Annotated in this window: 11 protein-coding genes; 7 read left to right on the forward strand and 4 right to left on the reverse strand. The window is 45.2% G+C overall.

Going from position 1 to position 13,713, the window contains the following annotated elements; all coding sequences use genetic code 11:
* Positions 1–45: 45 nt before the first annotated feature.
* From OSCIL6407_RS0108905 to thrB, 3 genes are all read left to right on the forward strand, one after another.
* Complete coding sequence (locus tag OSCIL6407_RS0108905) at positions 46–1,281, forward strand: vWA domain-containing protein (protein WP_007358021.1); 1,236 nt, start codon at positions 46–48, stop codon at positions 1,279–1,281.
* A 141-nt stretch (positions 1,282–1,422) separates the two neighbouring features.
* Complete coding sequence (locus tag OSCIL6407_RS0108910; protein WP_007358022.1) at positions 1,423–1,989, forward strand: Uma2 family endonuclease; 567 nt, start codon at positions 1,423–1,425, stop codon at positions 1,987–1,989.
* Between the two features lie 145 nt (positions 1,990–2,134).
* The gene (gene thrB / locus OSCIL6407_RS0108915) at positions 2,135–3,337 is read left to right on the forward strand and encodes a homoserine kinase (RefSeq protein WP_019487133.1); all 1,203 of its coding nucleotides are present in this window, start codon (positions 2,135–2,137) and stop codon (positions 3,335–3,337) included.
* A 407-nt stretch (positions 3,338–3,744) separates the two neighbouring features.
* On the opposite strand, the gene OSCIL6407_RS0108920 is transcribed toward thrB, so the two are convergent.
* Positions 3,745–4,920 (reverse strand): PAS domain-containing protein, encoded by a 1,176-nt coding sequence (locus tag OSCIL6407_RS0108920; protein ID WP_007358023.1) that lies wholly within the window; start codon positions 4,918–4,920, stop codon positions 3,745–3,747.
* 307 nt (positions 4,921–5,227) lie between these two features.
* Between OSCIL6407_RS0108920 and OSCIL6407_RS0108925 the strand changes: the two genes are divergently transcribed.
* From OSCIL6407_RS0108925 to OSCIL6407_RS0108935, 3 genes are all read left to right on the forward strand, one after another.
* Entirely contained in the window at positions 5,228–5,908 is a 681-nt protein-coding gene (locus OSCIL6407_RS0108925) for a chemotaxis protein CheB (protein ID WP_007358024.1), read from the forward strand.
* Positions 5,905–7,755 carry a CheR family methyltransferase gene (locus tag OSCIL6407_RS0108930; protein WP_007358025.1) on the forward strand — a complete coding sequence of 617 codons (1,851 nt, stop codon included), beginning with the start codon at positions 5,905–5,907 and terminating at the stop codon, positions 7,753–7,755. The genes OSCIL6407_RS0108925 and OSCIL6407_RS0108930 overlap by 4 nt, the downstream gene beginning before the upstream one ends.
* Positions 7,756–8,283: 528 nt before the next feature.
* Positions 8,284–8,895, forward strand: a complete 612-nt coding sequence (locus tag OSCIL6407_RS0108935; protein ID WP_007358026.1) for a DUF4126 domain-containing protein — start codon at positions 8,284–8,286, stop codon at positions 8,893–8,895.
* Positions 8,896–9,044: 149 nt separating this feature from the next.
* Here the strand turns inward: OSCIL6407_RS0108935 and OSCIL6407_RS0108940 are convergent, their stop codons facing one another.
* Both OSCIL6407_RS0108940 and lipB read right to left on the reverse strand, forming a co-directional pair.
* On the reverse strand, positions 9,045–10,913 hold the full coding sequence (locus OSCIL6407_RS0108940; RefSeq protein ID WP_007358027.1) for a tetratricopeptide repeat protein: 1,869 nt from the start codon (positions 10,911–10,913) through the stop codon (positions 9,045–9,047).
* Positions 10,914–11,227: 314 nt separating this feature from the next.
* Positions 11,228–11,920 carry a lipoyl(octanoyl) transferase LipB gene (gene lipB, locus OSCIL6407_RS0108945; RefSeq protein WP_007358028.1) on the reverse strand — a complete coding sequence of 231 codons (693 nt, stop codon included), beginning with the start codon at positions 11,918–11,920 and terminating at the stop codon, positions 11,228–11,230.
* 146 nt (positions 11,921–12,066) lie between these two features.
* Between lipB and hpf the strand changes: the two genes are divergently transcribed.
* On the forward strand, positions 12,067–12,714 hold the full coding sequence (hpf, locus tag OSCIL6407_RS0108950) for a ribosome hibernation-promoting factor, HPF/YfiA family (RefSeq protein WP_007358029.1): 648 nt from the start codon (positions 12,067–12,069) through the stop codon (positions 12,712–12,714).
* Positions 12,715–12,886: 172 nt separating this feature from the next.
* Here hpf and OSCIL6407_RS0108955 read toward each other — a convergent pair whose 3' ends face one another.
* A complete protein-coding gene (locus OSCIL6407_RS0108955) occupies positions 12,887–13,345 on the reverse strand; it encodes a peroxiredoxin (protein ID WP_007358109.1) in 459 nt (152 codons plus the stop codon).
* Positions 13,346–13,713 lie beyond the last annotated feature (368 nt).

Genomic DNA, 13,713 nt, shown 5'->3' on the forward strand with positions numbered 1-13,713 from the left:
GTAATCTTAGCCTTTAGGCGATGGGTTTCCGTTTTGGAGGTCTTTATGAAAGTTAGTTTACAGTCCGCTCTCAATGATGCCAACCTCGATGCAGCAGTGCCCTCGACGCAGCGTCAGCTATCCATTTCGATTTCTGCCTCCGCCGCTGCGATCGATCGCAGCGTACCCTTAAATCTGTGCCTGATCCTTGACCACAGCGGTTCTATGGGTGGCAGACCCCTCGATACTGTCAAACAGGCGGCTGGCCGACTGGTGGATAGATTGAAACCAGGCGATCGCTTATCGGTGATCGCTTTCGATCACAAAGCTAAAGTTATTGTCCCCAACCAATTTATTGACGACCCCGGTAGTATTAAAAAGCAAATTGACAAGTTAAGATCCTCCGGTGGCACAGCAATTGATGAGGGATTAAAACTGGGAATTGAGGAAATGGGTAAGGGCAAATCAGAAACGGTTTCCCAAGCTTTTTTATTGACTGATGGTGAAAACGAACACGGCGACAACAATCGCTGTTTGAAATTAGCAAAACTAGCTGCTGACTACAATATGACGCTGAATTCGCTAGGGTTTGGCGATGACTGGAATCAAGATATTTTAGAAAAAATTGCCGATGCAGCGGGCGGTACTCTTGCTTATATTCAGCGTCCCGAACAAGCAATAGACGAATTTAGCCGCCTGTTTACCCGCCTTCAATCTGTAGGGCTTACTAATGCTTATTTACTATTTTCTCTATTGCCAAAGGTGCGGTTAGCGGAACTAAAACCGATTGCTCAAGTTGCCCCGGATACGATCGAGTTACCAGTCCAGAAAGAAGGCGATCGCTTGATAGTACGATTGGGAGATTTAATGAAGGATGTAGAGCGAGTAGTCTTGGCTAATCTTTATATTGGACAATTGCCAGAAGGTAGGCAAGCGATCGCGCACTTGCAAGTCCGCTATGATGACCCAGCCATTGGTGAAGCTTTACTATCCGATCCCATAGCAGTTGAAGCTAATATTATGAGAGCTTATCAGCCAGCACCCAACCAACAGGTACAGCAACATATTTTTGCCTTAGCCAAATATCGACAAACTCAAATAGCTGAAACAAAATTGCAGCAAGGCGATCGCGCTGGTGCAGCTACGATGCTACAAACTGCGGCTAAAACAGCTTTACAAATGGGCGATAAAAGTGCAGCCACAGTATTGCAAACTTCTGCTACTCGCTTGCAGTCTGGAGAGGAATTATCGGAAAGTGAGAAGAAGAAAACTCGGATTGTTTCTAAAACAATCTTGAAGTAACAATTTCAATCGCTTAGTTAATGTAGCTAACAATATCTAGGCGATTGAAATCGCGCAGCAACGCGGGCACACAAACTTTCGTCCGCTTGACAAGGACTAATTGAGGCTAGAATATTAACACGATCGAGAAGGAATATCTATATGAGTCAATCTATATCAGATCGAGTACGTTGGACTAGCGCCGATCTGGAACTCTTGCCAGATAACGGCAATCGCTATGAAATTATTGATGGGGAGTTATTTATGACAAGAGCACCACATTGGGGTCATCAACAAGTTTGTGGTAGAGTTTTCTCTGTCATTGATATTTGGTCACATTCTACTGGTTTAGGGCAAACTGCAATCAATCCTGGTATTATTTTTACTGATGCCGATAACGTAATCCCTGATGTAGTTTGGGCGAGTAATCAACGTTTAGCTATCTTGCTAGATGAAGCTGGACATTTAACTGCTGCACCTGAGTTAATTGTAGAGGTATTGTCACCTGGTGCGGATAATGAAAGACGCGATCGAGAGTTGAAACTCAGACTCTATTCAACGCGAGGAGTACAAGAATATTGGATTGTGAATTGGCAGTTACAACAAATAGAAGTTTATCGACGGGAACAAGCAAGTTTAAGGTTAATTGCTACTCTGTTTGCTGAGGATGAACTTACTTCGCCTTTGCTACCTGGTTTTACTTGCCGGATCGCTCAACTTTTTGGGTAACAAAATTTACGGAAGTTTCTAGAGAAACAGCATTGCCGTGTCCTTACCCGTTGCGCGATCGCTAGGCATCGCTTTTATCTTCCTTCTTCCTTCTGAAACCAATTATATGCAATGCTAGTTAGTTGATTAATTGAATATTCAAAAAATGTCTATTATTTCCACTGTCACTGTTACTGTTCCCGCTACTACTGCCAATTTAGGGCCTGGTTTTGACTGCATCGGGGCCGCTTTGACTCTGTACAATCATTTCAACTTTTCCCTATTACAAGAAGCGGAAACGCTCAGAATTACCGCCACAGGTACAGAAGCTGCAAAAGTCAAAACTGATGATAGCAATCTTGCTTATCAAGCTTTTGTGAAATTATACGAATATCTCGGTCAGTCACCCCCTTCAGTGGCAATTGAGATTAGTTTGGGAGTACCCCTGGCGAGGGGTTTGGGAAGTTCGGCAACGGCGATCGCAGGTGGGTTAGTCGGGGCAAATTATTTAGCTGGGGAACCTCTGACTCCCGTAGAAGTGATGCAGTTAGCGATCGCGATCGAAGGCCATCCCGATAATGTTGTCCCCGCTTTGTTCGGCGGGTGTCGCCTTGCTGCTACTAAAGGAGAACCCCCCCAACCCCCCCTTAGTAAGGGGGGGCTAAATGCCGAAGTTATAGAATCTCCCCTTAGCAAGGGAGGGCTAAATTCAGAATCTCCCCTTAGTAAGGGAGGGCTAAATTCAGAACCCCCTCTTAGTAAGGGAGGGCTAAATTCAGAACCCCCCCTTAGTAAGGGAGAGCTAAATTCAGAACCCCCTCTTAGTAAGGGAGGGCTAAATTCAGAACCCCCTCTTAGTAAGGGGGGGCTAAATTCAGAACCCCCCCTTAGCAAGGGGGGGCAGGGGGGGTGCAATTGGGAAATTTGCGATATCCCTTGGCATTCAGATATTGTTCCAATAGTTGCTATTCCTGATTTTGAACTATCTACCGCTGAAGCTCGCAAGGTTTTGCCCACAGAGTATAGCAAAGCCGATGCGATCTTTAATGCTGCCCATCTGGGTTTGTTAGTGCGGGGGTTAGCGACTGGGAATGCAGACTGGTTGCGATCGGCAATGCAAGATAAAATTCATCAGCCTTACCGTCAATCTTTAATTAAAGGATATTCGGCAGTCCGGGAAGCGGCGATCGCAGCAGGCGCTTACGAAATGGTCATCAGCGGCGCAGGGCCCACGCTTTTAGCTTTAGCGACTAGGGAGGTGGCGACAGCAGTAGCAGCAGCAATGGCAGATGCTTGGCAACAAGAGGGAGCGATCGCACAAGTGCGATCGCTTTCCCTCGATACTCAAGGAGCAACCATTTCTGTCTAAATTTAAGATACTCGCGATCGCTTGTTTGGTGGACGGCAACTTTAGCTAGGGGCTAGGGGAAGAGCGGAAGAAGGGGAATAGAATCAACGGTTAGGACATTCTCGATCGCCTAAATCCTTTCTCTGATTGTATTTTCCTCCTGCCTCCTGCCTCCTGCTATACAAGGAGCAGGTTTAGCCGATCGCACCAAATCCAGCTTAAATAAGCTCTTTATTCTTTAGTCCGCGTAGGCGGACTTTGTTTGTGTAGTAGCGATTTCAATCGCCGAACGATCTTACTTTGTTTGTGTAGTAGCGATTTCAATCGCCGAACGATCTTACGCACCTTCTTTAGCAATTCACAGTTAACAGTTAACAGTTAACAGTTAACAGTTAACAGTTAGCAATTCACAGTTAATAGTTAACAATTCACAAGCTATTTCTGGACAAATTATAAAACCTGCTCACCCTAGATTCAAACTCAAGTTCCGAATTACAATTAAGCCTCCTATCTTCAGGTATTTCGTGAATAACAGCACCCATTAATAATGGTGTGAAATTTCCATCTCGGATTAAGAAAATCGTCAGGGCTATCTGCTTTATTTTCCGATCTTTAGTCAACAAGCGCTTCTCCACTCGATAGAAATCGCGTTTACCAGAAATCAATTCTTCAAAAAATTCGCGGTCAAATTGACGATCGCTTGGATGAGTCAACTTCATTAAACTTATCTGCCGCAACTCTTGTCGGCTGTAACCTAAAATCCCTTGCATCACTTCATTACTCTCGATCGCATATCCGCCTCTATCCAAAAGCGCCATCCCAACTCCAGCTTTTTCAAAGGAAATCCGAAATAAACGAGCGCGTCGCTGCTGTTTTTCCTCTCTAGCAATCTCTAAAGCCACTGCTGAGTACTCTTCGCTCCCAAAACTAGCAAATTTGCTATTTATTTCCTCTAATTCCTCCACAACCGCCTCAGATGGCTCTCCCGAACACTCTATTGGCAATCGAAATAGTCCCCACCGCAGCCCCTCTAACTCCCCCCCTGCATTCTTTATAGGTGTTACTGTCACAACCGCTTGGAACTGCTCCCCTTTGCGGGGTTGAAGAGTAAGCAGCCAATTTTTCGTACTCCCACCTTTTTGCACCAATAAGTTTAGCTGCGTGCGGAAGTTGCGGCGTTCCGACTCTGCCACAAACAGACTCAAAGGTTTGCCCGCCAAGCGATCGCTCTTTACCTTGAGCATTACCCCCGCCGCCAAATTTGCTTCCACGATCGCCCCTTGTAAGTTACTCACCAAATAACCCTCCGGGGCCAAATCGAATAGCTCCTTATAGCGCCGCCGCTCAATTTCTATTTCCTGCCGACTAGCAAGTAACTCCTCATTGACTTGCCGCAGTTCCTCCGAAGCCACCTGCAACTCTTCTAGAGCAATGGAAAGTTCTTCCAAACTCTCCAGCAAAAGTTGTTCTTGCTGAGCTGGAAACTCCTCAGATTGCCGCCACAAATCCCCAACCGGTTTCGGCAATTTGTCAGCCCGTTGCATCATTAACTCCAGCCGTTGTCTGGAAGTTTCTAGATATTTCTCAAAAATCCCTGTTTCCATAATTTTGAGGCTGTAACGCCCAACTCATGTTCAATTGGATGATGTATTTAACTATAAAGTTTTTACTCAAAATTACCAAATATTCAAAATGTTACAATTGATGGTAAATTTAGATACCAAATAAACAACATTAAGAAAATATAAATTTCCTCATCTTCTAAAGACATCACGTTTAGGCTCAACCCCAGATCCTAAAGATGATTTAGCCTGTTTATATAGGATTATAGGATAACTAGCCTGCTTATATATAACTATGACAGAATAATGTATATAGCTTCAAGAGAAATTTATTTTAAGGAAACCAATCTTGAGTAGCGAACCCGAAGATAAAAAACAGTGTATAGCAGGTCGCTCAAACCAAGACGAAGGAATTTTAGAGGCGAAAAATCCCTCTAGCTGTAGGTTTGAGATCGTAGCAATTGCTTCCTCAGCGGGAGGCATAGAAGCCTTGAGCACGATCCTGGGTCAACTACCGGCGGACTTTCCCACAGCGATCGTAGTTGTGCAGCACATTCCTGCCCACCGCCAGAGCTTAATAGCCCAAATCCTCAACCGCCGCACAGCTTTACTCGTCAAAGAAGCTGAAGAGGGAGAAACGTTGAATCCTGGCACAGTTTACATAGCTGCGCCCAATTTTCACCTGCGAGTCGAACTAGATAAAACTATCGGTTTTAGCCAATCAGAAAAAATACATTTTCTCCGTCCCGCAGCCGAGATATTATTTTCTACGGTGGCAGAAGTATATAGAGAGAGAGCGATCGCAGTTGTGTTGACAGGAGGCGACAGCGATGGTGCAGCAGCAGTAAAAGTCCTCAACCAAGCTGGCAGCAAAGTAATAGCCCAAGATCGAGCGACATCGGCAGTCTTCGGAATGCCAGCCGCAGCCATTGAGACTGGTTGCGTCGATTGGGTGCTCCCACTAACTCAAATTTCCACAGCTTTAAAAAACTTAGTAGCCACAGGGAATATAGGCAGATTGATTTTATGAACAGTGACGACCAAAGTTCAGCCTTTGAAGGTTTGCTGAACTATCTCAAACGCGATCGCGGGTTGGACTTCACCGGCTACAAACGCCCCAGCCTGATGCGACTGATGAAAAAGCGCATGGCGAAAGTAGGAGTCGAGTCATTTCACGACTACCTCGACTACGTAGAAGTCAACCCCCTAGAACTCAGCCAGCTATTCGACACACTACTACTCAACGTCACCACCTTCTTTCGAGATACTCCAGCTTGGGAGAGCCTCTCCGAAGAAATTATCCCTCGCATTCTCAGCGCCAAATTAGGGAACGAACCAATCCGAATTTGGAGCGCTGGATGCGCCTCCGGGGAAGAAGCTTATACCTTAGCGATCGTCTTGGCCGAAGCTTTAGGCTTAGAAGCATTCCGATCGCAAGTAAAAATCTACGCCACAGACTTAGACGAAGCAGCTTTAATCAAAGGCCGCCTTGCTACCTACTCAGCGAGGGAATTGCAAAATGTTCCCGACACCTTCCGCGACAAATACTTTGAACCAACCGGCATCAATTATACCTTCGCTACAGAACTCCGGCGTAGCGTGATTTTTGGTCGCCACGACTTAATTTTGAACGCACCGATTTCGCGCTTAGACTTGCTAGTGTGCCGCAACACCTTAATGTATTTCAACTCGGATACTCAGCGGCGCATCCTCGCCCGATTTCACTTCGCCCTCAATGATATAGGCTTTCTATTTGTAGGCAAAGCAGAAATGCTTTTAACTCATGCCAACCTCTTCACCCCAGAAAATCTCAAGTATCGGATTTTCAGCAAATTGCCTAATATCAACCTACGGCATCGTTTGCTAGTTATGTCCGACTCGGACACGATCGAGGATAACAGTCTGCGGGCAGGGATCGTTCGCTTGCGCGACGAAGCCTTTGAATGCCAGCCGATCGCTCAGATGATAGTAGATATGCACGGGAATCTAACAAAGGCAAATCGGCTGGCGCGGATGCTGTTTGAGATCAAAATAGAGGACGTGGGGCGGCCTTTGCAGGATTTAGAAGTTTCTTATCGACCCGCCGACTTGCGATCTCCCCTGCAACAAGCTTATACCGAACGCACACCCGTCAAAATTAGCAGTGTCGAACTCGCCAAGACCAACCAGCCGGCCCAGTATTTTGACATTGAAGTAACTCCCCTATTGGATATCAATAGAGATACCTTTGGTGCGTGCATCGACTTTATAGAAGTGACGCGCTACAAGCAGTTGCAGCGGGAATTAGAACGCTATACCCAAGAGTTAGAAACTGCCTCCGAAGAATTGCAGAGTACCAATGAAGAACTGGAAACTACTAACGAAGAATTGCAGAGTACCAATGAAGAACTGGAAACTACTAACGAAGAATTGCAGAGTACCAACGAAGAACTGGAGACTATGAACGAAGAGATCCAGTCTTCTAATGAAGAACTGCAAGCAACTAACGACGAACTACGACAGCGGACGGAGGAACTAAACCGAGTCAACACCTTCATGCACTCCAGCCTAAGTAGCTTGCGGGTAGCGATGGTGGTTTTAACCAACAAACTGAGCGTGCAGATTTGGAACGAGATCGCAGAGGAAATGTGGGGTCTGCGGATAGAGGAAGTTCAAGGACGTTTCTTTTTTGACTTGGATATAGGTTTACCAATGGAGCAGTTGCGGCAACCAATTCGGGCCTGTCAGAGTGGAACCAATAAAAGCCAAGAAATAATTGTGGAGGCTGTCAACCGCCGGGGTCGAACCATACACTGCCGCATTATTTGCACACCTATAATTCCGGCGAAGGAGCCGCAAGTAATTATTTTGTTAATTGAAGAAAAGCCCCCTTGTTAAAAGCTAAAATGAGTATCAGTAGTGCGATCTTTTTCCCTCGATACTCAAGGAGCAAAAATTTCCACCTCATGGTAACTCCCCTCTCTTGTGTCAGTACAGGGAGAGTAAAATAGGACTTACGCACGCCTCATGTAAAGCCACCATCTTGGCGGTATCTTTACCTCGTAGTGAAAGAAGGGGAATCACCATCTGGGCGGTTGTTTATATTCGTACTACTCTTAATGTGTAATCTCCCTAACAGTCAACCAGGTATTGAGAATATACACTTAAAGCATCGGCTTCTGTTTAGGCTCAATTGCGCTCTAAGCAGTAAAGTTCAACTTAAAGCACGTTCTTAGGGTCATCAGATTACTAATTAATATCAAGAACTTATAGCAACCGCTTTCGTCGGTTAGGACGTTCTGAATTCATGAAACCATTGATTCTATATCCCTTCTTCCCCTTATTACCCTTCTTCCCTAGCCCCTAGCCCCTAGCCCCTAGCCCCTAACCGCTGAAAGCGGTTGCTATACAAGCTGAATTGTCATTATGATTGAACTCCTAGCCGCCCTCTCTGCGTCTGCGGCAGGGGGTATGAGAATAGCCCTACCCCTCCTTTTAATTGGTCTGTTGCGAAGCGACAATCTGTGGTCGCAAGTACCCTTATTGTCTGCCATCCACCCCCAAGTGGTGGTAGGAGTTTTAGTAAGTTGGTCGCTCTTTGAGCTATTTGCTTCCAAAAATCTTTTAGGTCAGCGCATTCTACAAATTTTTCAGCTCTTTTTGAGCCCTATTGTGGGAGCAATTATGGGAGTGGCGATCGCACAGGTGATGCTAATAGACGATAATCCTGCTGATAGTTGGCTAATTTGGATAATTGCTGTAGTTGGCGGTTTGTTGGCACTGGTGTTACAACTGGTTCAAGCCGGCTGGTTCTATCGGTTGCGGGGTTTACCAATCTGGGTAATTTTTGCCCAAGATACTCTCTGTATCTCTTTAGTTCTGTTTGCCTTTGATGCACCAAGACAAGGTGGATTAATTGCCTTAATGCTCCTCTGGTTTGCCATCCGCAGTTCTAAAGAGTGGTATCGTTGGTATAAATCCCAGGGAAAACCAGGTGCAAGAGGGAACCCCCGCCGGCATAAAAGAAATCCCGATTAATTTGGTAATTGGTAATTGGTAATTGGTAATGGCTAATGGAAGACAGGCTAATTACCCATCCTCCCCTGCTCCCCCACTCCCATATTTCCTAATATATTCCTTCGGTAATATCTCAACTCATTCTCCCTAAATTAGACATCACAATTTCTCTAATCCATTGATTCCTGATATTTTTTCAAAATTTCCGGGATGTAATCATAGCCATCAACACCAATTATAGGAATAATTTGCGATCGCTCTTGTTTCAACGCTGCTTCAAACCCATCTCCCAATTGACCTTGTAAAATTATTAACAAACCTGCCGGCTTACGCCACTCGCTAGCACCAATTTGCTCTAAAAGATACATACTCAAACAGCCAGTAAAAACAGCTTTCTGCAAATTTTCCGTGCTATAATAAGCTTGAGCAATATAAGCCAAATTCAAACCTTGCAAATACAAATCTCCCGAAACTTGGGCAGATTGCCAGCCGTTCGCCAGATATTTAATAGCTTCTTGGGGTTGTTCTAAAATCGTGTAAGCAATGCCAAGACTACTATAACAAAGAGCTTGACTTTGGCGATCGCCTAATTGTTCAGATAACTGCAAACCCCGCTGCAAATAGTTAACCGCACTCTCATAAATCTCTGGTTCTACTTCTTGCAATTGTCGAGCTTTAAACACTTCGCTATAACCTAAATTAGCCAAAGCATTTACTTCTCCTAATTTATCACCGCTTTGACGGGATAGTATTAACGCCCGCTGACTGAAATCAATAGCTTCTTCATAATTTTTTTGAGCTACATGAGTGCGGCTAAGGTGATTTAAGTTGGCAATTTCACAGGGTTTATCACCTTCTTTGCGGGCAATTTCTAATGCTTGTTGATGGAAGTTAATAGACCGATCGTATTGTCCCATCGCTCGCATGGAAGCACCGATAAGTGTAAGAATCCTAGCTTTAGCTTGGGTTCCTTCCACACGCCGTAGGGGTTCATCTAAATACTCTAAAGTATTCCGCAAATACTCGCCGGAAAAAGAGGCAAAAACTCCGCCGTAAAGCGGGAAATAGTCGCGTTGGGAAAATGCCCGCAGAACTTGCAGCGTTAGCTGGAAACAGCTATTTGCTAAAATTTCACCGCTGCGAGTTGAATTATTGAAGCCATTGGCTAATTGACACCAGATGGCTGCAAAGGTTAAAAAAGTAGAAATTGAAAGTTTTGCCCCTACTTTGGAGTCGTAAATCAGTTTGTCAAACCAAGCCACTAAACCCCGTTGCAAACATTGTAAAATTACGGCTAGTTCAATTAAATAACTTGGTTCTATATTACCTTGTTTTGCCGCAAATTCGGCGATCGAATGATTAAAGGAAATTGTGTTAAATAGTGCTTGTGGGAAGGAACTATTTACCTTTTTTGCCCATAATGCCCAAGGGCCGTTTTGTTCAGCAGTGCCGGCAAATCCTAACTGCCGTTGTTGATAAATCCAGCTTACGAGATCGGGTTCTAATCGCTGCCATGATGCTAAACCTTTAGTGATGCCAACGATGATTTGTTGTACGTCTTGTTCTGTGTCAGGATTAGCAATTTGCAGCATTTGTTGTTGCAGTGCTTTGGCTAATTGCTGTAATTGTTCGAGGGTGAGGGGGTGTTCTCGGTTGGGATCGATGATTTGTAATAATGTGAGTAGGCGATTGTTAGGTTCGGCGGTGATGATTTGTTGCACTGAAGATGCGATCGCACGGTCAACGCGGTTTTCTTTTTGCCAGCGTTCCCATTCGCCTTGAATGGTTTTGAGAGCTCTCAGACTGCGAGTTGCTTTAGCTTGTTTGAACTCGTCTTTGTCTGTTTTGAGTTGGTTTTCAATAGTGCCCAAGCGTTCCGCGAGACAGCGTTCAAAGATTTCGCCGCTGCCGGGGCTGATTTCTTGGATCAGGATTTGATATACTTGCTCTTTAGAGCGAATTTGACCTTTAAGGGTGATGTCTACGATCCGATCGATCAGGGCTAGATTGCGATCGCGCAGTGAGGGTAAATCTGACATAGTTTTAATTTTAGAATCGATGGGTTTGTTTTCATTTTCAGGGCTGATGAGATCGTGCGATCGCTTTGGAAAGCCCCTCCCAACTTTTTACCATCTCCGCTAAAAGTAATTATACAAGAAACATGAGGGCCCAGAAACCGGGTTTTTTACGAAAATACTTCGTTCGAGCCCGCAGATTTGGTAAAAAACCCGGTTTCTTTGGTCTAAGTGGGTAACTCCTGAAAGTGAAAGTCCTCTTCAGAAGACTAAAAACCTTACTGTATAAGCATTTTTCCCTGTTCCTTCTTCCTTCTTCCTTCTTCCTTCTTCCTTCTTCAACATTCTGGCCAAGCTGATGCAATCAACTCTACGCCAAACACTTCAGCAAAACTAGCCGCAACCACTGGCCGCATTCGATCCAGGTCAATGCCAGGGACAAACTCAGCTAAGCTACCCACAGGATAATCTGAAATACCACAAGGTACAATTTCCTTAAAACCTTGGAGATCGGGACAAACATTTAAAGCAAAGCCGTGCATCGTAATCCAACGACTAACTTTAATACCGATCGCGGCCACTTTGCGCCCCTCCACCCAGACACCAGTCAAACCAGGAATGCGATCGCCCTGCAAACCCCAGACCCCCAGCGCCCGAATCAGCACCTCTTCCAACTGTCGCAAATACCAGTGTAAATCTTGTTGATAGCGCCGCAAATTCAGAATCGGATAGCCCACCAACTGTCCCGGACAATGATAAGTCACTTCGCCCCCCCGTTCCACTCGGTGTACTTCCCAATTAGTAACCATCGGGTCAAACTTAACAAACTCCAGCGTCGCACCCTGTCCCAAAGTATAGACCGGCGGATGTTCCAGCAAAATTAACACATCTAATAAATCCGGGCGATCGCGACGTTCTTGCACCAACCGCCGCTGAACCTCCAAAGCCATAGCATAAGGCACTTCTCCCTGATTAATTAGCCAGCAGGGTACAGAAGCAAAAACTGATTCAGACAGAGTAGTAGGAAACATCCAAAAAATCAATAGGATTTTGATGCAAAATGAGTCAACTAAAATCAAGAATTGTCAAGGGATGCAAAAGATTCTAAAGCGATCTGTTTTGCAGAATACAAAGTGCTACTGTAAAACTATACCCAGATTAAGTAAGGAGGGGCTTTATGAAGCTTGTTATCCAGGGTAAAAATATTGAAATTACCGATGCGATTCGCGAATACGTCAATCAAAAAATTGACAAAGCCGTGAACCACTTTCAGACATTGACTACGGAGGTGGACGTACACCTAAGCGTAGCTCGCAACCCGCGAATCAATACTAAGCAGACTGCCGAAGTCACAATCTACGCCAACGGTAGCGTGATCCGGGCAGAAGAAAGCAGCGAAAGCCTCTATGCCAGCATAGACCTAGTAGCAGATAAAATTGCTCGTCAACTGCGGAAATTTAAAGAAAAACGTCAAGACAAAACCCATACTAATCCTAAAGTGGGCGATGTCGTAGCAGAGGAGCCGGTTGTCTCCGATCTGATTGGCGATCGCACACCAGAACTTCCCAGCGAAGTATTGCGAAGCAAGTATTTTGCCATGCCGCCGATGACCATGCAAGAAGCACTAGAACAGTTACAAGTCATCGATCACGACTTTTATATGTTCCGCAATGCCGAAACTGGTGAAATTAACGTGATCTACGAACGCAAACATCACGGCGGTTACGGCGTGATCCAACCCCGCAACGGTAACGGTAACAGCAATAATGGCAAAGTTGCTCACAACAACGTTCCAGCCGAAAAGTCAAAAGCTCCAAAGGCTTAAGGGATAGGGGGCAGAGGAGCGGGGGAGCAGGGGGGCAGAGGGGCAGAGGAGCAGAGGGGAAATCTTCGTCTTTCCTGTTCCCTCTCCATCCGCTCCCCTGTTCCCTCTTCACCCGCTCCCCCGCTCCCCCGCTCCCCCGCTCCCCCGCTCCCCCGCTCCCCCGCTCCCTATGCTAACTTTTGATCGCTTGCAGAGTTTTAAGAGCTTCTTCGACGTGAGCTTTGAAATTGAGCATCGAATCAAAGATGTGCTGTACAACTCCCTCCTGGTCAATTACATAAGTAACTCGACCAGGGAGTACCCAAAGAGTGGCGGGAACACCATAAAGTTGCCGAACTTTGTTTCCCGCATCGCTTAATAACGTAAAAGGCAAGTTATGCTTAGCTGCAAACTGCTGATGAGATTGCTGTGAGTCTTCACTGATGCCAATGACTTCTGCACCCGCATCCGAGAAAACTTCATAGCTATCTCGAAAAGCACAGGCTTCAGCCGTGCATCCAGGGGTGTCATCCTTGGGATAAAAATATACAACAACTGATTTTTTGCCCCGAAAGTCCTTGAGGCTGACTGGTGAGCCTGTTTGAGAAGGCAAGGTAAAATCCGGTGCAGTTTCTCCAACTTTTACTGGCATATTTGCTAAAATCGGTGGTTTAAGGGAAATGTTAACTTTTGTAATCTTATCGCGATCGGTAACAGTAGCACCTAATTTTTAGCAGCCACTACGCGATCGCCCATCTCAAAGATTTTGAGGTATTCACAATAACTTTAAGTAAAAGGTCAGCTAACTTTATCAACTCTTCAAATTAAAAACTTTACTGGCTCAACAAAAAGAGTGACAATAAGTATAGGTGTTATGGGAAACAGTTGCTCTGAGCCAAACTCTTTTTAGGTGTTTGATTGGTGAAGATTTCTTGATATCTGCAACCAAAAATCCTCTTAGGTTTGGTCAGAATTAACTGTACTTTTGTTGCAATCTGGCTGCTATCAAGTCAGTCAGAG

Origin of the sequence: Kamptonema formosum PCC 6407, assembly GCF_000332155.1 — a bacterium.
GTDB classification, from domain to species: Bacteria; Cyanobacteriota; Cyanobacteriia; order Cyanobacteriales; family Microcoleaceae; genus Kamptonema; species Kamptonema formosum.